This window comes from Pseudoalteromonas luteoviolacea NCIMB 1944 (genome assembly GCF_001625565.1).
GTDB classification, from domain to species: Bacteria; Pseudomonadota; Gammaproteobacteria; order Enterobacterales; family Alteromonadaceae; genus Pseudoalteromonas; species Pseudoalteromonas luteoviolacea_F.
This window is the reverse complement of sequence record NZ_AUXS01000047.1, coordinates 65,726-87,680: the sequence shown is the minus strand read 5'-3', so window position 1 is coordinate 87,680 and position 21,955 is coordinate 65,726. Positions and strand designations below refer to the sequence as shown.

Here is a 21,955-nt window from a genome sequence, read left to right as displayed (position 1 = left end):
AATGAAGATACACTATGTTTACAGAACGAACAATGACCAACCCATTACTTGATGCTATTTTTGAAATTATCACTACTGGCGAGCATTTAAAGATCCATGAGCTAGCAGCTCAGCTAAAAGCTAAGAAAGCGCTTCCTATATTAGACCCTGACCCTCACAAAGAGTTGTTTAAGAAAAACTTTTTAATCATGAATGCGCTCTATCAGCTACAAGATGAATTACACACCTGCGGTTATACTTTGCATGTCTCAAACCTAGATATTCATATACAACCCACACAGCCAATTGACCTCATACCAGATATTCAACCAGCAGCGACGAGGGATCCACTTAAAGCGTATTATTTAGATTGGAACAATTATGAAACAACTAAAGAAGAGGTTGAATCTTTATTGAGTGACTTCTGGCAAAAGTACCTACACACACCTGCACGTTTGACTGATAAGGACAGAGCCAACTTACAAATTAAGTGGCAACTTCCCACTCAGTACACTGCCGCCCAGTTGCAAAGGCGCTGGCGGCAATTAGCCATTGCCAATCATCCAGACAAGGGCGGTTGTACCGCGGTTTTCCAACAACTAAAACAAGAGTATGAGCAGCTTAAAGGCACACTTTAAGCTGCTCATATTAACGTTAAACTAAGCGCTTCGCTTTAACGCGTTTGCCTTTTATTTTATCCGCTTGCAATTTGCGAATTGCTGGCTTCACGGCATCGCGGTAAATCGCTACATATGCTTGATTGTCTTGTACCGAAATATTACCTATATGTGCTGAGCCAATACCATTCTCTCCGGTCAAGCAACCGACAATATCGCCCGCTCTGATCTTTTGCTTTTTGCCCACATCGAGTATCACAGTTACCATGTTTGGCTTGTATACTGGCTTGTCTAACAAGCTCAATGGAGGCGTTGGCGACGGATTAAATTCTCGCTCATACAATTCACTTAGCTGGGTAACTTTAAACTTTTCGTTTTCTCCATACAGTGAGCAAGCAAAACCTTTCTTGCCACCGCGACCAGTACGTCCTACTCGATGCACATGGGTTTGTGGGTCGAGGGCCATATGATAATTCACAACCATATCAATATCTTCGATATCCAACCCTCTTGCAGCCACATCTGTTGCAACCAATACAGAGGCACTTTTATTGGCAAACCGCAAGAGCATTCTTTGGCGCTCTATCTGAGCGAGATCACCATGCAATACAACCACTTGCAGACCCGTTTGCTGTAATTCAGTGTATAGCTTTTTGGTTTCTACTTTGGTATTACAAAATACAATGCAACTTTCTGGTTTATGCTGTAGGAGTAACAACTTCAAAGTGTTAAAGCGCAACTTATTGTTCTTTAAAGCGAAAAACTGCTGCTTAATTTGTTTGTTAAGTGTTTCAGTTTCACCTTTAACCAGAGTTGGTGATTGCATAAAACGACCAGAAAGCTGTTCAATGTCTTTTGGATAAGTTGCACTGAACATCATAGTCTGGCGTGTTGGTGGCACATACACAGCAATGTTTTCAATGGCATCAATAAAGCCCATTTCAAGCATTTGATCTGCTTCATCTAAAATGAAATGACTGACTTGGGTGAGGTCTAACGTGCCTTTAAAAAGGTGCTCTTCAATCCGTCCTGGTGTACCTACAATAATATGCGCACCGTGCTCTAGAGAACTAATTTGCGGCCCAATCGGCTCGCCGCCACAAATTGTCAGTACTTTCACATTCGCCAGTGACTTAGCTAGTTTACGTACTTCTTCCGCTACTTGCGAAGCCAGCTCTCTGGTAGGCGCAAGGATCAAACCTTGTGTTTGCTGTACGCCCGGCTTGAGCTGTTGCAACATTGCCAAGCTAAATGCCAATGTCTTACCAGATCCCGTTTTTGCTTGCGCAACAACATCTTTACCCTCTAAAAGCTCTGGCAAAGCTTGCGCTTGAATTGGCGTCATTTTATTAAAGCCCGCTTTGGATAGTGCCTCCATAAGCTCTGAGCGCAAAGAAAGGTGAGAAAATAGCGAATTCACATGAATGTCCTGACAAATCAAATTGCAGTAATTTTAACAAACATCTGCTACCTAGGTATACAACCATATACTTTCAGCATTTTAGCCATTGTGGCAGGTAGTCAGGGCATAAATACAACTTATCTACAGCTAGTGTCCATGCAATTCATCTTATTAACGTTTTAATCAAAAAGTTTCGATGTCAAAATGAAGCTTATTTTATCTATCAAGGATTAATCATGAAACATGCATTTCGTACGCTGATAAAATCCAGCTTACTTCCGCTTGTGACACTGTGTGTGAGCCAACTTGCTCAAGCACAAGAATTTACAAAAGCAGAGCTAGAGATGGTTGAAAAAGTGCGTGAACACGCCCACAACAGTAATCTTAGCTGGCAATTAGTGGAATCACTTACCACTGAAGTCGGCCCACGTCTTCCGGGCACTGAAAATGACAAAATGGCTGTTGCATGGGCCAAACAAAAGTTTCAACAACTTGGCTTTGACAAAGTGTGGTTGGAACCTTCCAAATTCCCAGAGTGGCGCCGTTATCATGAGTCAGGCTTTATCTTGACCCCAAGTAAACAGCCCCTTCATCTCACAGCTTTGGGTAACAGCATCAGTACACCTAAAAAAGGCCTGACAGGTGAAGTGGTATTATTTGAGACGTTTGACGAGCTCAAGGCTGCGCCTGCGGGTAGCCTGGAAGGGAAAGTTGCCTTTATAAACTATCGAATGAATCGCGATATTGATGGCAATGGATATGGCCCAGCCGTGAAAGCGCGTAACAAAGGTGCTGTTGAAGCAGCTAAAAAAGGCGCTATTGCATATATGATGCGCTCTGTCAGTACCAGTCATCACCGCTTTGCCCACACAGGTGGTAGCCACTACACCAAAGGCATCACGAAAATTCCAGCGACCGCGGTTGCCAATCCAGATGCCGACCAGCTGGCACGTCTGGTAGCCTTGGGTAAGCCTGTGCAAGTTGAGCTAAATATTCAGACTGAAGATTTGGGCGAAGGCACAAGTTATAACGTCATCGGTGAGATCACCGGTACTAAATACCCTGAGCAATATGTATTGCTTGGTAGTCACCTAGATTCGTGGGATTTAGGAACTGGCGCACTCGATGATGGAGCTGGCGTTGCACTGACTATGGCGGCAGCAAAACACATTGCCGATCATACTCAACCCGAGCGCAGCATCCGCGTCGTCCTATTTGCCGCAGAAGAATTGGGCCTATGGGGAGCAAAAGCCTACTTCAAACATTATGAAAAACGTCTCGATAATATTGTTGCCGCTGCAGAATCTGATTTTGGTGCAGATGTCGTATACGCGTTTGAATCAAATGTAAATGCCGCATCGTTACCCGTGGTGAGAGCTATTGCTGAGCAATTAAAACCGCTAGGCGTTAAATACATTCGCAAAAATGAAGCACGTGGCGGGCCTGATCTGATCCCGTTAAAACAAACTACTTCGGCACCGATTTTCGACTTACATCAGGTGGGAACAGATTATTTTGACTACCACCACACTGCTGACGACACGTTGGACAAAGTCGATCCAGAAAAACTCAAACAAAACACTGCTGCATACGCAGTATTTGCTTTGATGGCTGCCAACGCTGAAACCAAGATGGCAGGTAAGTAACCTAGCTTTATGCCAAGACAAAGGCATGATATCTTTGTCTTGGCACGTTACATAATGATAATTCAAATCAACCACGGAGCTGGCGATGATTAAACACGCAATCTTTCGATCTCACGACATCATCTCTGAATTACTAAGTCGCTACAAAGCTATTGTTATCGCATTTATTATCATTGCTTTTTGTGCCCACTGGATTGCTAAACACCAGCGCACACAGCAGCTACAGTACACCTGGTTAGAGGCACCAAAAGTGGATGATGTAATTATGGTCGATATAGGTAAAATGCAGACTGATCGTGTCTATCAGGCACAGTACCGCATTGCCCAAGTCATCGCAGTCAATGACAATCAACTTACACTCAAACAAGGTCGCTACACTTACGCCAGAAAACGAGATGCAAGACGTGCCATTCAACTCGATAACTTAATGGTGGATGATTACTTCCAAGCGCAGCCTTGGCATATCCCAAGATCACAAGTCATGCCCTATTATCAAAGCGGTGCCATTTACGCCGCGTATCGCCCCAATGATATCTATGTGCTGGGTGGCATTGTTAAGCAGCGTGCCTTGCCTCACTTTCCAAAACACCAACGTGCAGCTTTATCCGCAGAAAATAGTCAAGGGATAGGCTTGTACCAGCGCGGTGAGCTAGTCGCTGCCAGAGAGGCCTTTGAACTTGCAGCAAAGAACAAAGATCAATGGGGTATGTATAATTTAGCAACCATGCTCATAGCAGCAGAGGGCGGCGAGCAAAATTTGCAGCGAGGATTTGAGCTACTCAAATCAGCCAGTGCACAAGGTAACGTAAAAGCCAAAGAAGCACTTAAGTCCTTATGCACACTGCATCAAATTTGTGAATGATCTGTTCGCGTTTGATATTTTAATAAAAAAGCTTCAAATTCGGCGGCACTGCTCGGCTTAGAGTGCAGGTAACCTTGGGTATAGTCACAACCTAGCTGCTGCAATAAGGCGAGCTGAGCTGGTGTTTCAACACCTTCCGCTATCACGATGAGATTTAACTTACTTGCCATTGAAATGATCGCACTTATGAGGGTTTTATCTTCTTCATCATCAGGTAAATCTTTGATAAAAGCGCGATCTATTTTGAGTTTAGACAATGGAAAACGCTTCAAATATCCCAGTGATGAATAACCAGTGCCAAAATCATCGATCGCCAGCCCCACGCCCATCACACGTAATTGCTCCAACTGACGCTCTATATCATCAGAATTATCAGCCAGTACCGTTTCTGTGATTTCGAGGGTCAAACACTCCGCAGGCAAGCTAGTGTCTCTCAATACTTTCTCTACCAATGCCACCACATTTTGGCGCTTAAACTGCGTGCTCGACACATTGACCGATACAAAAAATGGCTGCTGAGTCTTATTGAGCCAAGCTCGCGCCTGTGCACAGGCTTGATATAATACCCACTCTCCCATTGCCATGATCAATCCTAACTCTTCGCTAATGGGAATAAAGTCGACTGGCGAAACCTCTCCTAACGTATCATTATGCCAGCGCAGCAGCGCTTCACAGCCCAACCGATTGTCTCCAACAATGGGCTGATATACAACTCGCAGTTCTTGATTAGCAAGCGCTCTGTGCAACGCTCCTTCTAGTTGGCTACGCGCTTTGGCATGCTCATGCATGGCCGTGGTGAAAAACTGAAAACAATTGCGGCCATTTTCTTTTGCTTTATACATCGCGCTATCCGCATTGCGTAACAACACTTTGCGGTCTTCCCCGTCATCGGGATAAAAGGTGATCCCCATACTTCCGGACACATAGGCTTCATGGCCTTCAAGATGAAATGGCGCGCTCAGTGCTTTGAGCACCTTTTCCGCGACTTTCTCCATATCACTGATCAGCTCCATGTCAGGCAATAACAATGCAAATTCATCTCCACCTAATCGCGCAACAGTATCTGAATTTCGGGTACACTCGCGGATACGGTTTGCAGCTTCAATTAACAATAAATCGCCAATATGGTGCCCTAAGGTATCATTCACCGCTTTAAATCTGTCTAGATCAATAAAACATACTGCCACTCGAGTTTGTTTACGCTGCGCCTGGCCTAAGGCAATGTCAAATTTTGCGTGGTAATGATGACGATTAGCCAGACCTGTTAAGTTATCAAAATTCGCCTGTTGCCACATCAGTTGTTCATTGCGTTTGCGTGACGTAATATCATTAAAAAGCGCGACATACATATCTATATCGCCGTGCTGATTAAATACCGCAGAGACCTGTAACCAACTGGGATATACCTCGCCGTTTTTACGTTTGTTCCAAATCTCTCCTTCCCAGTGTCCCCGCGAACTCAGCGCATCATACAGTTGCGTAAAATAAGCGGTATCGTGACGCCCTGAGTTAAAAATAGCGGGCGTTTTTCCCATCACTTCTGGACCGGTAAAACCCGTTATATCGGTGAATGCCCGATTGACCATTTGAATACAGTTGTCTTTGTCAGAAACCAGAACCCCTTCACTGGTTGTTGAAAATACCGTACTGGCAAGTCTTTGTTCTTTTTCATCCGCTAGGCGCTGGGTGATGTTTTGCAACAAATAAATATGACCATATAGACCTCCATCGTGATCCATTACGTCGGTTTTACTGATCTCAACATCTAAAGTGCCAAAGTTGGTGGTGATTTGGCACTCTTTTGGCTCAAATTGAATTTGCTCCAAGCAAATGCACTTTGATAGTACTTCCACAATCGCCTTACCATCGAGCTCCCCCATATCTTGATAGGCAGCTCGATTGGCCGACAGCACTTTATCATTCACGTCGGTAAATATGAGATAATCACCAATGGCATCAAATATCGCATTCAGTCTCGCACGATGGAATTCAGAGCGTTTTTTCGTCTTGCGCAGCCGTAAAAACCCCCAACCCAATAATAAGGTTGTTCCGACAAATATCCCCATCACGCTACTGAGTAAAAAGACTTGTACTGTGCTCGCGTGTTTTATTTCTTGTGTTTGCTGAGCAACTTGTTGCTCCAAGTTGCTCTGATAGTGCCAAAGTGCTTGCTCAAGTTTACGCCGCTCGCTCACATCTTGGATGACAGAAAAAAGCAGTGCACTACCGTCTTCATCCATAAAAGGAGATGAATAAACAGACACGGTGCGATTTTCACCTGACGCTAAACGATGCTGAAAAATAAAGTAGTTACGCCCTTCATTAAGTGCTGAGAGACGTTCTTTTTCCACTTGCTGTGGAGAAAATTGATTAATCTCTTGAATATGTAAGGCTTCGAGCTGCGCTTTGTTATAGCCGTAAAAATCCGCCGCAGCTTGATTGGCACGGACGATTTTGCCACTACCGGGCTCGATCAATAACATCACGGCACTATGGTTATCAAACACCTCGCTCGGGAGTGTTTGTGATAAGACTTTAGGCGCATGCAGCCCAATACAAGCGAAGAGCAGTCGCTGTGCTATTTTTGTTATTTTCCTCAAGCCGCCTCCACCCAATACCCGTCGACTCTCACAGAATATAGCCTATACACTAGGGCATTGAAACTAAAGAGTGAGTATCATGAAGAAAAATATGATCAGTGTTAAACCAATTACTTATTAATACTTAATCGGATGAAGTGACCCAATTACCACAACAAACGTATGCTATCCGTTACAAATAAATTCACCTCGTGTGACATCAATGGACTATTTGAGTATGTGCTGGTTCGAGGGGAATTGATATACTCAACCATACCGAGAAGCGTACTCACTGCGTAACAGGCAAAAATGAAATATAAAGACTTAAGAGAGTTTATCGAGTTGCTGGAAAAGCAAGGTGAACTCGTGCGTGTCAGCCAACCAATTTCTACTAAATTAGAAATGACAGAGATCGCCGATCGCACACTACGTGCTGGCGGCCCCGCTATTCTGTTTGAAAACCCTGAAGGGTTCGATATTCCCGTACTCGCAAATCTGTTTGGCACGCCCAAACGTGTTGCCATGGGCATGGGCCAAACCGATGTCAGTGAATTGCGTGAAGTAGGCAAGTTGCTGGCGTTTTTAAAAGAGCCTGAGCCACCAAAAGGTATCAAAGAAGCAATTGGCCAGATACCTGTTTTCAAGCAGGTACTTAATATGCCTGCCAAAGAGGTTAAAAAGGCCCCTTGTCAGCAAGTTGTGCTCACAGGTGACCAAGTAGACCTTACCAAGCTACCAATACAGCACTGCTGGCCAGGTGACGCTGCACCACTCATTACTTGGGGGTTAACAGTCACTAAAGGCCCGCATAAGAAGCGCCAGAATTTAGGTATTTATCGCCAACAATTGTTAGGCAAAAATAAAATCATCATGCGCTGGTTATCACACCGCGGTGGTGCGCTTGATTTTCTAGAGTGGTGTAAAGAGCACCCAGGTAAACCTTATCCAGTGTCGGTCGCATTGGGCGCCGATCCTGCGACCATATTAGGTGCGGTCACACCTGTACCTGATACACTTAGCGAATATGCTTTCGCGGGTTTATTGCGCGGTAGCAAGACAGAAGTCGTCAAATCCATTTCCAATGACCTGCAGGTCCCAGCCAGTGCTGAAATTGTCCTTGAAGGTTATATCGAGCAAGGTGAAATGGCACCTGAAGGGCCATATGGCGATCATACTGGTTACTATAATGAAGTCGACGACTTCCCAGTTATGACGGTGACCCATATAACTCATCGCGAAAACCCTATTTATCACAGCACGTACACGGGTCGTCCACCCGATGAGCCTGCCATTTTGGGTGTGGCGCTGAACGAAGTCTTTGTGCCAATTTTACAAAAGCAATTCCCTGAAATTGTCGACTTTTACTTACCACCCGAAGGCTGCTCATATCGTATGGCAGTCGTGACGATGAAAAAACAATACCCAGGCCATGCCAAGCGCGTGATGATGGGTGTCTGGTCTTTCTTACGCCAATTCATGTACACAAAATTTGTCATAGTGTGCGATGACGATGTCAATGCGCGCGACTGGAATGATGTCATTTGGGCCATTACCACACGTATGGATCCCGCCAGAGACACCACCATGATAGAGAGCACGCCAATCGATTATTTGGACTTCGCCTCGCCCGTTTCAGGCTTAGGTTCTAAAATGGGTATGGATGCAACCAACAAATGGCCAGGCGAGACAGACCGAGAATGGGGTGTGCCAATTGTGATGGACGACGAGGTTAAACGTAAGGTCGATGACATATGGGATAGTCTTGGGATCATGGACAAGACGTGATCTCGGCAATCAATGCGTACTATCTGACTGTGATTGTTTACAAATTAGGTAAACAATCACCAAAGGCGATATATCAAAATCGCGATTAAATATGTTACAGTGCGCATACTTTCGCCAAAGTGCTTAATAATTAAGGTTCGAAATGCAAACACTAAAAGCGCGTGTAGAGGCTATTTCCCCTCTCACTGAATTTGTTCATAAAGTGCTGTTAAAGCCACAACATGATGCAGAATTTTCTGCAGGTCACTATTTACAACTCGTGCTTGGCGAGAAAGACAAGCGTGCCTTCTCAATTGCCAGCAGCCCATCTAGAAAGCAAGAGCTTGAGCTGCACATTGGCGCTTCTGGCGCAGATTCTTATGCGATGCAAGCACTCGATCACTTAAGAGAAGCACATAGTAACGATGCCGATGTTGATTTAGAAGTTGGCTTAGGTGTGTCACAGGTTCGCCCAGAGCAGTCAAGACCTTTAGTATTACTTGCTGGCGGTACTGGCTTTTCTTACGTTAAATCTATGGCTGACTACCTTGCAGAAATCAACTATGACCAACCAGTACTATTTTACTGGGGTGTAAAAGAAGAAGCTGCATTATATGCAAAAGCAGAAATGGAAGCTTGGGCTAACGGAAAAACAAACTTCCAGTTCATCCCTGTGGTAGAGAATGCGTCTGACGATTGGACAGGTCATACAGGTTATGTACACCAAGCAGTGATGAAAGACATCGTATCACTAGAACCATATAGTGTTTATATGGCTGGTCGATTCGACATGATCGGTATTGTCCGCGATGACTTTATCAATCATGGCGCACAGCGCGACTTTATGTTTGCGGATGCCTTCGCATTTATCAAGTAATGCATTTTAATGCGCGGTTATCCAGCCGCGCATACTCATTGAAAAAACCAATTAAAGCGATATAAATAATCAATTTTAAAAATGATTAAGGGTTGTCCATACTAGTTCTATCACTTAACAGGAGAATTACCATGGCAAATCAATTTATCGCAGACATCATGTCGACCCAGTTTCCCAAGATCACACCTGATACTGAAATTACCGAGGCTATTGAGCAATTGCAAACCTTTGGTCTGTTTGGCGCACCCGTTCAAGATTTTCAAGGTAAATTGGTTGGCTTCATTTCAGAACAACAGCTTCTCGCACCTCTGCTACAAAGCAGTTATTTTTGCGACGGTGCAAACCAAGTTGCTCAACTGATGAGTACAGAAACGTTATCCGTTAAAAAAGAAATGACAGTAGTCGATTTAGCAGCGCAAATGCAGCAAAACAAACCCAAAATTTACCCAGTTGTTGAGGAAGGAAAAGTCATTGCCATTGTCACCCGCAGTCAGGTTATCAATGTACTTAAAGAAAACTACTTAAGCTGCTCAACGCATTGAGCAGCCAATAGGTTAAGCGTATTTTTGCAATAGCGCCTGTTTGTCAGCATCACTTAAAAAGGCAATCTCGACCGCATTTTTCTGCGCTTGGACGATATCATCTGCGCTCAGCCCTGCCAGTGGCGCGGCTTTTTCAAACTCGTTGTCTAGCTCAACACCTTGCACAGCAGGGTCGTCGGTATTAATGGTCGCCAAAATACCATGATCTAAAAACTGCTTTAGTGGATGGGTCTCAATGCTAGCTACTGTGCTTGTCTGCAAATTACTGGTTAAACAAGATTCAATACCAATTTGATTGTCGCGCAAGTAATCCATCAGTTTTGGATCTTCGATGGCTTTCACACCATGGCCGATTCGAGTTGCACCTAATTCTTGGATGGCCTGCCAGATACTGCTTGCCCCCTCGGCTTCTCCGGCATGAATGGTTGCACCTAGGTACGCATCGTGCACCTGTTTAAAGTGCTCAATAAACAACTCACCAGGGAAACCAAGTTCATCACCAGCTAAGTCAATGGCAACTAAATCATTTTTAAAGGCTAACAAGGCGTCTAATTCATACTGGCATTTTTCAACACCAAACGTGCGAGACATGATACCAATTAAATTGACTTTGATATCACGCCCGTTACTTGCCGACTTAATGCCATCAACAACCGCTTCTACCACACCCTGCGGATGTAAGTTATGGGTTTTTGCCATGTAGTAAGGGCTGAAACGCAATTCAGTGTAATCCATATTTTGTGCAATTGCGTCTTCGACATTTTCAACTGCAATACGACGACAAGCATCATAGTCACCCAGCACCTTGACGCCCCAATCCAATTTAGCCAGAAAAGCCATCAGGTTAGGCGCATTGTCGAGCACTTGCACATGCGGCCTCAAGCCTTCAACATCGTGTGCAGGGAGCGCCATGTTAAACTTTTGACCAAGGTCTAAAATTGTTTCAGCACGCACATTACCATCTAAGTGGCGGTGTAAATCAAGTAAAGGTAGTTTGGTATTGATCATAAGGCACTCGGTTTGCAGATAAAATTTTTCAGATCATACGCATCTTAAGTTTAGATACAAGGACAATTATCCGCAAAAACAAACTAACCAGACCTCTGACAAATAAATCACTCCGGCGTAATTAGGCTGCGTTTTGAGCACAAAAAAGCCAGCGGTGTCGCTGGCTTTTTCTAGTTTTGCTGATCACTCAGTAATAAATAGGCTTTTTCATACTGCCCGGTTTTTGCGAAAGCCAGCTCTGCTTGGTGCAGCCACATGGCCTGCCAAGGTGTCGTTGAAAGCGTATCAAAAATTTGTGCCGCCAACCCATGGTCCCCTTCGCCATTGGCCAGACAGGCCAAACAAAATAACAGCTCTGTTTGCTCCGGTTGCTTTTTAAGTTTACTTTGAACCAATTTTCGCAGTTCAACGTCTGCACCACCTAGATGCTGTAATATCTTGGCCAGTTCATCCAGCTGATCCTTTTTGAGCAGCTTAATTAACTCTTTTCGCACTGGCGCCAATTGACCTGTACGCACACAGACCGCAGTAAACGCATTGTGACTAAGCAGCTTTAGTGCCCGAGGTAGCTCACTTTGCAGTGATTGAATGTCTTTATCTGTGTGTTGAGTAATGGCGTCAAAATAGCCGTTAAAAAAGCTGTCCCACTGTTGCTCATTCCAATGCAGCTGTTTATGGCGCTGTACTATCGTCGATAGCAATGTATCCCAATCTTTGGCCTGTAATAACGCACTGACATAAGCATGTAGCTCTGTTGGGGAAGCTTTTTTCATTTGTGCTTGCGGTGTCAAACTTTCCAGCGCTTGCTCTTGTTGCTCTGCTGCAAGCCAAAGTTGGCTAACCTTACTTTGAGCCGGTTCGCTCAGTTGCTGCAAATACTCCCTCGCCACAACTTTTTGACCCGCATGCAGTGCCGCTTTTGCTTGAATAGCACATTGTTGATCACGCCACTTTTCTGGAAACTCTGCTTTTTGCAAAGCGTAACTCAAACTCTCATCTTGGCCATTTATCAATGCCCAAATACTCTGCTCAAATGCCGCTTCCTGACGTGCTGCACGCTTGTTTGCACGGTGCTTAGAAAGCCCACCAAAGACACGCCAAATGGCTTTGCTGCTTTTAAACGCCATGATCAAAATAGCAAGAGATACTAACACTATAAAGATCAACGAAACTAAGGTACTTTCCACGGTATAAACTCCCGCAGATACCAATACATAGCCTTTTTCATCAATCAGTAAATGCGCACCAGCCATCACCATGAAAAACAAAGCAATCACCAATAACCATCGGATCATTGTAACCACTCCTTCAACGCTTGAGGAGTGGTGATCTGTGGTACTTTTGTGACCGAGTGCTCTGTGCCCTGCAATACCTGCAACCGTTCAAGTACCATGGCGCTTCTCGCATCGCCACTTCTGTAGTAACGCGCCAACGTATTTTTAGCGCCAGTCAAAGCCTGATCGAAAATGCTAGCTTGTTGATCCAAAAAGGCAGTTTGTGCTTGTTGTAAATAGCTTCTTAATTGCGCGCGGATCAATTGCTGCTCTTGTGCATCCAATAGCGGGTCGATCACTGGCTTATCATGCTGGCGAATTGTCAAAAAATCAGCCCTAATTTTATTCCAGCTGCGCATAATATTTGATTGCCAATCGCTGATGTCTTTGCTCAGTTGCGCATCCTCTGAAGCGTGTGATTTTGGCTTATCAATGGTCTTCAAAGGCAATTTATCTACCTGTGAAATCAGTCCAGCTAACTCCATATATATGGCTTCAGTACTGGGTTTTGGCAATGCCCGTAACATCGCGATATCTTGATTGATGGCCAACTTCAGAGCATCCGTCGCCACTTCTTCAGAAATGGCATTCTCCAGGCGCTCAAGAACAATTACAGCGCCCAAGTAGTCTCGCTCACTAGCCACTTTAAATTCGGCGTAACGCGCCAATGCACGCAATTCTGAGCTGACAGCACCACCTACTTGTTGGCGGGCTTGAGACAGCGTTTGCTGCAAACTTTGCTCGACTTTTTGTTGCTGCTTATTTAACTGCGCGGCCATTACTTGCTGCTGTGTTTGCCACTGCGCTTGTATGTCACTTAGCGCTTTTTGGGTCGCAGTGAGCTGCGACGCCAATTGAGCATTTTGTGCAGCCAACTGCGTCAATTGTGCATCTTGTTTAATCGCTTGCTGCTGGTTATAAACATATACGCCACCTGCGCTTGCCACTCCTGTCAAGGCGACCAGCAAGGCAAGCACAGCTGTTTTGCTCAACTTCGCTGTATTCTTAGTTGATTTTTTTTCCATCTGTTGCGGCTCATTAGATGGTATTGAAGCCGACGACTCTTGTTTTTCCGTCATTGCGCTGCCCTGTTGGGAAATTAAACCGCAAATCGTCTGTGCTAAGGCCCCATTACTGGCCCCTGCACTCACCACGATCTGCGTATCGGTTATTTTATACTGTATTTTTAGATGTTGCGCTGTCCGTTCACTGACTACTACAAACATGCGCGCTTGCAACCAGTTCTGATGCGCTGCTTGTCGGCTATTGAATATTGCATCGACGGCAGCGTTGCTCGTCACCACTATACCGTCAATTTTCGATGCCTGCCAGTGGTCTAACCAGCTTTCGGAAGTGCTGTGCTCAGCAACACGTTCATAAACATTACAGGTACTTAGAAGTGCACCTCGCGCTTTGAGTGTTTTAGCAATATGCGTTCGACCACCTCGCCCTTTCACTATGACGGTGCGCTGCGCCTCAACATCTTGTAACTCAGCCAGCGCCACCACTCCCTCTGAGTCTTGGCGCGTTGGCGCAATTGCACTGCGCGATAAACACAGCTTGATGGCTTCAGCAGTTTGCTCACCCACAGCAATAAGCTGACAGGTCGTTGCTAAAGAAAAACCATCAGCTTGTAATTGCTGTGCAAAATTCTGCACCGCATCTTGTGAAATAAAGATAATGATGTCGGCATCACAGGCGTCGAGTAACTGCTGTGGTGTTGCCTGGACTGAATTGAGTGTCAGCACTGGCGTGCACAGTGCTGAAATGTTTGATTTTGCCAACTCAGTGGCAAGTGCTTCCCCTTTTCCCTGCGGCCGAGTTATGGCAAATTTCACCTTAAGCGTCTCTGTAAACTTCCGCTAATATACTGTCAGCACCTTGGCTTAACAACGACTCCGCCAGCTGAGTACCCAGCGCTTGTGCGTCTGCAATATCACCGGTCAATTCTGCGCGCAAAATTTTACTACCATCAACCGCTCCGACAAGTCCACGTAAATATAGCTGCTCGCCCTGCAGCTCGGCGTAAGCACCAATTGGCACCTGACACCCGCCTTCTAAACGGCGATTCATGGCTCTTTCAGCTAACACGCGCGCGCGCGTCGGCGCATGCTCAAGCGGTGCCAACAGAGCCTGTACTCGCTCATCATCACTGCGACATTCGATCCCTACAGCACCTTGCCCATTGGCTGGTAAAGAATCTTCAACAGCTACAAAACAGGCTATACGCTCAGCCATTTCTAATCGAATAAGCCCTGCTGCAGCGAGGATGATAGCGTCAAACTCGCCTGCATCCAATTTCGCCAACCGTGTATTAACATTGCCACGTAAATCTTTGATCACCAGATCTGGGCGGGCTTCGCGAATTTGGCACTGGCGACGCAGGCTAGAAGTGCCGACAACGGCTCCTGCAGGCAGCTCATTGATGTGCTTATATTGGTTTGAAACAAAAGCATCACGCGGGTCTTCTCGCTCACAAATAGTGTGCAGCTCTAACCCGGCAGGGAAATCTACGGGCACATCTTTCATCGAGTGCACTGCAATATCTGCCCGCCCTTCGAGCATCGCTTGTTCAAGTTCTTTGACAAATAACCCTTTGCCGCCAATTTTCGCCAAAGGGGTATCAAGGATCTTGTCGCCTTTGGTGGACATTGGTACCAATTCAACTGTTAAGTCTGGGTGAAAGTGCTCTAGCTGCGCCTTTACAAACTCTGCTTGCCAAAGTGCCAAAGCACTTTTACGTGTTGCAATGCGTACGCTATTTTTTGTTTCTGTCATGTCTTGCCTTGTCGACCCCTAGGGAGCCTTTGCTAAAATTCGAAATGATTTTTGTGCCAACAATTGACCACTCTCGGTGATCACTTCAACACGCCACTCTCCAGTTTGGCTCGGCATGATATTTTTGCTCGAGTAAGTACGGTATCTCGGTGTGCTGACTGGCAGAGAAATATCCGCCATCAGTTGGTCTTGATGAAACCATAAATGTTGCACTACCTGGCCTTGCAGACCTTTGATCTCGGTAAAGAAAAATAGCTTTTCTTGAAATTTATTAGGTTCAACAAGATGCTTGAGCACATTGATAGGCTCACGGTTTTCGATACCCGACGTCAGCACCGCGCGGCTTATGTGGCTGGTATCAACTTTGGCATTTAGCGCGATACTTGCCACATGAGCATCTGCTGCAAATTGTGTTTGTGAATTAGACGCTTTTGGCTCAACGATAGGTTCAGGTTTGCTCGGCTCAGGCTCGCTTGCCTGAGGCTCATCAGCAACTGGCTCAATGGTATCTACTTCAGGTTCGGGCGTATCTGTGTCTGCCACCAAAGAGGTTGGTATGACCAAGCTCTCTGTTTGCTCATTTTCCGTCGTATCAGCAGCTGTCAATATCGGCTGCTCGGCCTCATTGACTGATGCAACCACGTTCGATGCTAGTAGCAACTCAGCTTCTGTTTCATCAGCATATACGGATGTGAACACTCCATATGATAACGCAGTCACACCAAAACCCGCGACGCACAATGCCGTAAAGATACGCCGCCAATGATATTGATAACCCACGGTTTCAACTCGCCGAGGTTGTGACGTGGCATCTGTCATTTTGGTTTTGATCACTATACGTTGAGTCATATGTATGTCCTATTCACTATGACAAGCGTGAAATCAACCACGCTCGGATCGCTTTAAGTTCTTCAATGCACACTTGGTGCTCCATCGGGTAATCTTGCCAACTGACATCATACCCCTGCTCTACAAGCGCATTGTACGCTGTTTTTCCCGCTTGCATCGGCACCACAGGATCATGACTTCCGTGGGCCATAAATACGTTGAGTGCTGGCTGGATGGCTTCTGAGCCGAGCTTTTGTGGCGCACACATATACGTTGACAATGCCATCACACCTGCCAGTGTATCAGATAGGCGTGGCGCCAAATGTAAACTGATCACGCCCCCTTGCGAAAAACCAGCAAGAATGATCTTGTCTGCTGGTATTCCAGCTGCGATTTCTTGCTCAATTAATTGGGCGACAGCCGCTGCAGACTCACGAACACCAGCTTCATCTGCGCGGTTTTCAAGTTCCATACTTTTAATGTCATACCAAGCACGCATTTCCATGCCACCGTTGATCGTAACAGGTTGGACGGGAGCATGAGGAAAGACGAATCTAATACCCAAAGATTCTGGTAAATCTAACTCCGGTGCGATTGGCAAAAAGCCATTACCCGAGTCTCCTAACCCATGAAGCCAGATCACAGTCGCCTTGTGCTGCCCTTTTGCTGCATATTCTACAAATTCTAACATCAGTCGTGTTGCCACTCTATTTTTTGACCCGCTTGACGAGTAGCTGCATCAGCCATAAATTGCCAAAACTCAGCGCCCGAACGGTTATCTATCCATTTATCATCACGTAATTCAAAGTGATGGCCGTTAAATTTGGTTGCTACCCATACTTGATGCAATGGCGCTTGTTTGTTAATGATTATCTTAGATTGATCTGCAAAGATGATCTCTAAAATACCGGAAGCTGATTCATAATCTAAATCGGCATCGCAATCATCGATCTGTTCTTCGATAGTTAACATTAACGCTTCGGCTAATTGATGATACTCGTGATCTGTCATGACTAACTCCTTAAATACGGCTAAGCGAAGCCTTCTTTCCCAAAACAGGGAATAAATTTCAACCGCAAAAGCTGCTTTTTTCGCGAATTCTGTTACTCTGCGATTATAAAGGCACTGACATCATTAATCTAATGAAAGCGACATACACTCAATTTAGCTTACTTGCCCTAGCATTGACTAGCACCCTAACGTTAACAGCTTGCGGGCAGCGTGGTCCACTGTATTTGCCTGAAGACGCAGATAAGAACCGCACTTCAACAACACAGAAAAAAGCACCAGACAGCAAAAAAACTGACGAAAAGGATAATTAAATGGACTTTTTCCAGTACAAAGACAATCAATTGTTTGCCGAACAAGTCGCTGTTAAAGATATTGCTGCGCAATACGGAACACCTTGTTATGTCTACTCACGCAAAACCCTAGAACGCCATTATCGTGCGTTTACAGATGCCGCAGCCAAACACAAACATTTGGTGTGCTACGCAGTCAAAGCCAATAGCAATATCGCGGTTCTCAATGTGCTGGCCAAGATGGGCGCAGGGTTTGATATTGTGTCAAAAGGTGAATTAGCGCGCGTATTAAAAGCCGGTGGAGATCCGAAAAAAGTGGTCTTCTCTGGTGTCGCAAAAACCCGAGATGAAATCACTTACGCACTTGAACAAAACATCAAGTGTTTCAATGTCGAATCTAAAGCCGAGCTAGAACGGATTTCAGAAATTGCTGCAAACATGCAAGTGCAAGCGCCCGTGTCTATTCGTGTAAATCCCGATATTGATGCCAAAACTCACCCTTATATTTCAACTGGGTTAAAAGAAAACAAATTTGGTATAGATATCAAACAAGCGTTCGACGTCTACCAACTTGCCTGTGCTCTTCCTGGCATTCAAGTTGTCGGTGTGGATTTCCACATTGGCTCACAGTTAACTGAAGTTGAACCGTTTTTAGCCGCTTTGGACAAGGTTCTTGCACTCATAGACACCTTAAAATCAGCAGGTATAGAGCTCAAGCATTTGGATATCGGCGGTGGATTAGGTGTACCTTACGATGGTGAAAAACCACCACATCCAAGCGCATATGCTGCGCAGGTCATCGCCCGCCTTGAGTCGTACAGTGACCTCGAGCTAATCTTTGAGCCTGGACGCGCCATTGCTGCCAATGCAGGCTTGTTAGTTACGAAAGTAGAATACTTAAAACCGACCGCAGATAAACACTTTGCTATTGTAGATGCGGGGATGAACGATATGTTACGCCCGTCACTGTATCAAGCTTGGCAGGAAATTATCGCTGTGACCCCAAGAAATGATGGCACGCCGGAACACAACTACGATGTCGTTGGGCCTGTGTGTGAAACTGGAGATTTTATCGGTAAAGATCGCACACTGGCCATTTTACCAGGTGACTTACTTGCTCAACGCAGCGCGGGCGCTTATGGTTTTACCATGAGCTCAAACTATAACTCGCGTCCACGTGTGGCTGAAATCATGGTAGATGGTGATCGCGCGCAAGTGATCAGAGCAAGAGAGACTCTTGAGTCTTTGTGGCAAGGCGAAACATTACTTTCAGAATAATAACAGCGATGATGCATCGCACTCAGCGGCTAGAATAGTAAGGTAATATGTTTGTAAATTTTTCAAAAATGCATGGCCTAGGAAATGACTTTGTCGTGATCGATAACGTCACGCAAAACGTTTTCTTGTCACGTGATCAAATAAAAAAGCTCGCAGATCGACACTTTGGCATTGGATTCGACCAATTGCTCCTTGTTGAACCGCCTTATTCCCCTGATTTAGATTTTCACTATCGTATTTTCAATGCCGATGGCACAGAGGTTGAGCAATGCGGTAACGGCGCTCGCTGCTTTGCCCGCTTTATACGCATGAAAGGGTTAACCAATAAACACAAAGTCAGTGTTTCAACCAAAGGTGGAGACATCACCCTCTACACCGAAAAAGACGGCCAAGTCACGGTTAATATGGGTACACCGCAATTTGTCCCACAAGATATCCCCTTTAAAGCGCAGCAAAGTGAACTAACCTATGTACTCAGAGCACAAGAACACACGATTTTTTGTGGCGTTGTCTCTATGGGTAACCCACACTGTGTAATTGAAGTCGACGATATTGATGCGGCCGACGTGGATACCTTGGGACCCATGATTGAACACCATGAGCGCTTTCCAAAACGCACCAATGTAGGCTTTATGCAGATCATCAACCGGGAGCATATCAAACTTCGTGTCTGGGAGCGCGGCGCTAACGAAACACTGGCATGTGGCAGTGGTGCATGTGGTGCGGTTGTGGTTGGTATAAAACAAGGCAAACTAGCAGATACAGTACGCGTCGATTTGCCAGGAGGGACATTACAAGTGCGCTGGAACGGCGGAAGTAAACCAGTCAAAATGACAGGGCCCGCTGAACATGTATTTGATGGACAGGTAGCAATATGAGCCATAACCAAGATCCTATGTCAGCCCATGATGTCATGGCATTTTTGCAGCAGAACCCCAACTTTTTGTTAGAGCACCCCTATCTGTTGCTCGATATGAATCTGCATGTGCAACACCAAGGCGCGCCCAATCTTGCCTTAATGCAACAGCGCTTGCTGCGCGATGAAAATACCAAGCTCAAAAAGCAAATCGATTCTATGGTCGATTCAGCGCGTGAAAATGAATTGATTTTTAAACTATTCAGTGATTGTCAGCGCGCCCTGTGGTATTGCAATAACTTTCAAGAATTAGCTGATATTTTGGCTGATACTTTGTCGCAATCTCCTAAGATTTCGGTCTGTCAGCTCATCCCTTACGACGTCACACTGGAAGAGCTGGTGACACGGCGATTCAATAAGCTCGCTCGCTACTTAGGGCGATTAGACCTACAAGAGCAGAAACTTTTATTCAGTGGCTTTGCATGCCAGTCTGTGGCGCTTTATTTATTAGGCCCTAGTGACAAACCAACTGCAATTTTGGCTTTTGCCAGTGACTGTGCTGACCACTTTTCACCAGACAATGGAAACTTGTTCGTCAACGAGTTAGTGTCGTCATTGCAAATGAGGCTCAAGGAGCTGGCATGAGCGAGCAATCGCTCAGCGCAACTTGGCAAAAACCCATTGAGGAGTTTATGGCCTACCTGCGCTACGAAAAGCAGTACTCTCCTCATACACTGACACAATACCAAACCCAATTGAGGCTGGCCGCGCAATTTTTTGCGCCACACTGTCAGAGTTGGTTGAGTGTCAGTAGCGACTTGATCCGTCGCTTTTCAATGCATTTACGCACCAAACAATACAATCCACGCAGCATCAATTTAAAGCTGAGCTGTATCCGCAGTTTGTATAAATTTTTAAAAACCAAGCAAGCAGATGGATGTGATTTACGCGATCCAGCCGCAGGTCAGAAAGGGCCAAAGTTTCAAAAGCCCCTGCCTAAAAATCTGGATGTCGACCAGATGATGCAGCTTTTAGATATTGATGACGAAGATGCACTCGCTGTTCGCGATAAAGCCATGATGGAATTAATGTACTCAAGCGGCTTGCGGATCAGCGAATTGGTCAATACCAATATTCACGATATCCGAGAAGGTGAAATTCGCGTATTGGGTAAAGGTAGCAAAGAAAGGGTAGTGCCTGTGGGTAGTAAAGCCCTCGATGCCATTGCTGCTTGGTTACAGGTACGGCCATTATTTGCACTTGATGGTGAGATTGCGATGTTCGTCAGCAAACGTAAGACTCGTATTTCGACTCGCCATGTGCGCGCTAGAATGAAGGAGTGGGGCATAAAGCAAGGGATCAGTGCAAATGTGCATCCCCATAAACTTCGCCACTCGTTTGCCAGCCACCTATTGGAGTCAAGTGGTGATTTACGCGGCATCCAAGAGATGCTCGGTCACAGCAGCCTATCTGCTACCCAAGTATATACGCATGTAGATTTTCAACATCTAGCGAAGGTCTATGACCAATCTCACCCACGTGCTAAGCAAAAGAAACCCTAACCTACCCATACTGCTGACTTCACCACAACAGGACTTTTCGCATACAATGAACTCATTGTTGCCCAAACTGAAGATCACAATGCGATTTAATCGAGCAATTTCTCCCATCAAAGTTTTGAGTTTTGACTTAGACGACACCCTTTATAACAACCACCCCATTATTTTAGGTGCCATTGGCGCTATGCAAACTTATTTACAATCTATCCCGCAATGGGCTGCCAAAGAAGGCGACTATTGGCTGGCGTGTCGACAATACATAGGCAACACACAGCCGCACTTGCAAAGTGATGTCACACAATGGAGAAAGGTTGCACTAGAGCATGGTCTGTCGCAGCTTAACCTAACAAAAGAAGAAATTGAGCGACATACCCAGTTAGCATATCAAGCGTTTGCTGATGCTCGTAGCCAAATTACCGTTGCCAAATCAGTTTTAACCCTATTGGATAAACTTGCCCAACAGTACACCTTGATAGCCATTACTAACGGCAATGTCGAAGTCGATAAGTTCAATTTAGCAGGGGTATTTGAGCGCGTGTATTTAGCAGGGCCAGATGGCCAAGCAAAACCCGCTGAAGATTTATTTACACGCGCATGTCAGGATTTAAATGTGCTGCCGCAGCAAATTTTGCACATAGGCGATAGTTTAGATACCGACGTACAAGGTGCCAACCTCGCAGGGTGCCATAGCATCTGGTTAAACAATCAAGGGATTAAATATAAATATCAAGGCCTTGCAGATATTGAAATCAGTGATATACACCAGCTTAGCGCGCTGTGTTGAATATCTAGATGAGTCGTTTTT

General features: G+C 45.4%; 21 protein-coding genes. 12 read left to right on the top strand and 9 right to left on the bottom strand.

The features are described from left to right. Nucleotides 1-14 precede the first annotated feature (14 nt). Entirely contained in the window at nt 15-617 is a 603-nt protein-coding gene (locus tag N483_RS18325; protein ID WP_023399070.1) for a DNA-J related domain-containing protein, read from the top strand. Nucleotides 618-633: 16 nt separating this feature from the next. On the opposite strand, the gene dbpA is transcribed toward N483_RS18325, so the two are convergent. Next, nucleotides 634-2,016 carry an ATP-dependent RNA helicase DbpA gene (dbpA, locus tag N483_RS18320; RefSeq protein ID WP_023399069.1) on the bottom strand — a complete coding sequence of 461 codons (1,383 nt, stop codon included), beginning with the start codon at nt 2,014-2,016 and terminating at the stop codon, nt 634-636. Nucleotides 2,017-2,234: 218 nt separating this feature from the next. Here dbpA and N483_RS18315 point away from each other — a divergent pair, with 218 nt between their 5' ends. Continuing rightward, entirely contained in the window at nt 2,235-3,644 is a 1,410-nt protein-coding gene (locus tag N483_RS18315) for a M20/M25/M40 family metallo-hydrolase (protein ID WP_023399068.1), read from the top strand. Nucleotides 3,645-3,729: 85 nt separating this feature from the next. Further along, on the top strand, nt 3,730-4,506 hold the full coding sequence (locus N483_RS18310) for a sel1 repeat family protein (protein WP_023399067.1): 777 nt from the start codon (nt 3,730-3,732) through the stop codon (nt 4,504-4,506). Here the strand turns inward: N483_RS18310 and N483_RS18305 are convergent. Continuing rightward, nucleotides 4,491-7,106: an EAL domain-containing protein gene (locus N483_RS18305; RefSeq protein ID WP_023399066.1), complete on the bottom strand. Its 2,616-nt coding sequence runs from the start codon at nt 7,104-7,106 to the stop codon at nt 4,491-4,493. The genes N483_RS18310 and N483_RS18305 overlap by 16 nt on opposite strands. A 288-nt stretch (nt 7,107-7,394) precedes the next feature. Between N483_RS18305 and ubiD the strand changes: the two genes are divergently transcribed. From ubiD to N483_RS18290, 3 genes are all read left to right on the top strand, one after another. Next, nucleotides 7,395-8,870, top strand: coding sequence for a 4-hydroxy-3-polyprenylbenzoate decarboxylase (gene ubiD, locus N483_RS18300; protein ID WP_023399065.1), 1,476 nt, complete (start codon nt 7,395-7,397; stop codon nt 8,868-8,870). 142 nt (nt 8,871-9,012) lie between these two features. After that, complete coding sequence (gene fre, locus N483_RS18295) at nt 9,013-9,726, top strand: NAD(P)H-flavin reductase (RefSeq protein WP_023399064.1); 714 nt, start codon at nt 9,013-9,015, stop codon at nt 9,724-9,726. A gap of 131 nt (nt 9,727-9,857) precedes the next feature. Then, entirely contained in the window at nt 9,858-10,268 is a 411-nt protein-coding gene (locus tag N483_RS18290) for a CBS domain-containing protein (protein WP_023399063.1), read from the top strand. Nucleotides 10,269-10,280: 12 nt separating this feature from the next. Here N483_RS18290 and add read toward each other — a convergent pair whose 3' ends face one another. The 7 genes from add to cyaY all read right to left on the bottom strand — a co-directional run bounded on the left by add (nt 10,281) and on the right by cyaY (nt 17,167). Then, complete coding sequence (add, locus tag N483_RS18285) at nt 10,281-11,276, bottom strand: adenosine deaminase (RefSeq protein WP_023399062.1); 996 nt, start codon at nt 11,274-11,276, stop codon at nt 10,281-10,283. A 170-nt stretch (nt 11,277-11,446) separates the two neighbouring features. Further along, nucleotides 11,447-12,571 carry a heme biosynthesis HemY N-terminal domain-containing protein gene (locus N483_RS18280; protein WP_023399061.1) on the bottom strand — a complete coding sequence of 375 codons (1,125 nt, stop codon included), beginning with the start codon at nt 12,569-12,571 and terminating at the stop codon, nt 11,447-11,449. Continuing rightward, nucleotides 12,568-14,388 carry a uroporphyrinogen-III C-methyltransferase gene (locus N483_RS18275; RefSeq protein ID WP_023399060.1) on the bottom strand — a complete coding sequence of 607 codons (1,821 nt, stop codon included), beginning with the start codon at nt 14,386-14,388 and terminating at the stop codon, nt 12,568-12,570. The genes N483_RS18280 and N483_RS18275 overlap by 4 nt, the downstream gene beginning before the upstream one ends. A gap of 1 nt (nt 14,389) precedes the next feature. Continuing rightward, entirely contained in the window at nt 14,390-15,328 is a 939-nt protein-coding gene (hemC, locus tag N483_RS18270) for a hydroxymethylbilane synthase (protein WP_023399059.1), read from the bottom strand. 18 nt (nt 15,329-15,346) lie between these two features. After that, nucleotides 15,347-16,177, bottom strand: coding sequence for a DUF2914 domain-containing protein (locus N483_RS18265; protein WP_023399058.1), 831 nt, complete (start codon nt 16,175-16,177; stop codon nt 15,347-15,349). A 16-nt stretch (nt 16,178-16,193) separates the two neighbouring features. Continuing rightward, nucleotides 16,194-16,850: an alpha/beta hydrolase gene (locus N483_RS18260; protein ID WP_231105478.1), complete on the bottom strand. Its 657-nt coding sequence runs from the start codon at nt 16,848-16,850 to the stop codon at nt 16,194-16,196. Continuing rightward, nucleotides 16,847-17,167: an iron donor protein CyaY gene (gene cyaY / locus N483_RS18255; protein ID WP_023399056.1), complete on the bottom strand. Its 321-nt coding sequence runs from the start codon at nt 17,165-17,167 to the stop codon at nt 16,847-16,849. The genes N483_RS18260 and cyaY overlap by 4 nt, the downstream gene beginning before the upstream one ends. Nucleotides 17,168-17,298: 131 nt before the next feature. Between cyaY and lptM the strand changes: the two genes are divergently transcribed. From lptM to N483_RS18225, 6 genes are all read left to right on the top strand, one after another. Continuing rightward, nucleotides 17,299-17,478, top strand: a complete 180-nt coding sequence (gene lptM / locus N483_RS18250) for an LPS translocon maturation chaperone LptM (protein ID WP_023399055.1) — start codon at nt 17,299-17,301, stop codon at nt 17,476-17,478. Then, nucleotides 17,479-18,735: a diaminopimelate decarboxylase gene (gene lysA, locus N483_RS18245; RefSeq protein WP_023399054.1), complete on the top strand. Its 1,257-nt coding sequence runs from the start codon at nt 17,479-17,481 to the stop codon at nt 18,733-18,735. It begins immediately after the preceding gene. Between the two features lie 47 nt (nt 18,736-18,782). Continuing rightward, on the top strand, nt 18,783-19,613 hold the full coding sequence (gene dapF, locus N483_RS18240) for a diaminopimelate epimerase (protein WP_036975928.1): 831 nt from the start codon (nt 18,783-18,785) through the stop codon (nt 19,611-19,613). Beyond that, on the top strand, nt 19,610-20,236 hold the full coding sequence (locus N483_RS18235; protein WP_023399052.1) for a DUF484 family protein: 627 nt from the start codon (nt 19,610-19,612) through the stop codon (nt 20,234-20,236). The genes dapF and N483_RS18235 overlap by 4 nt, the downstream gene beginning before the upstream one ends. Beyond that, nucleotides 20,233-21,153 (top strand): tyrosine recombinase XerC, encoded by a 921-nt coding sequence (locus tag N483_RS18230; RefSeq protein WP_023399051.1) that lies wholly within the window; start codon nt 20,233-20,235, stop codon nt 21,151-21,153. Before N483_RS18235 ends, N483_RS18230 begins: the two co-directional genes overlap by 4 nt. A 79-nt stretch (nt 21,154-21,232) precedes the next feature. Next, the gene (locus N483_RS18225; RefSeq protein WP_036975926.1) at nt 21,233-21,934 is read left to right on the top strand and encodes an HAD-IA family hydrolase; all 702 of its coding nucleotides are present in this window, start codon (nt 21,233-21,235) and stop codon (nt 21,932-21,934) included. Nucleotides 21,935-21,955 lie beyond the last annotated feature (21 nt).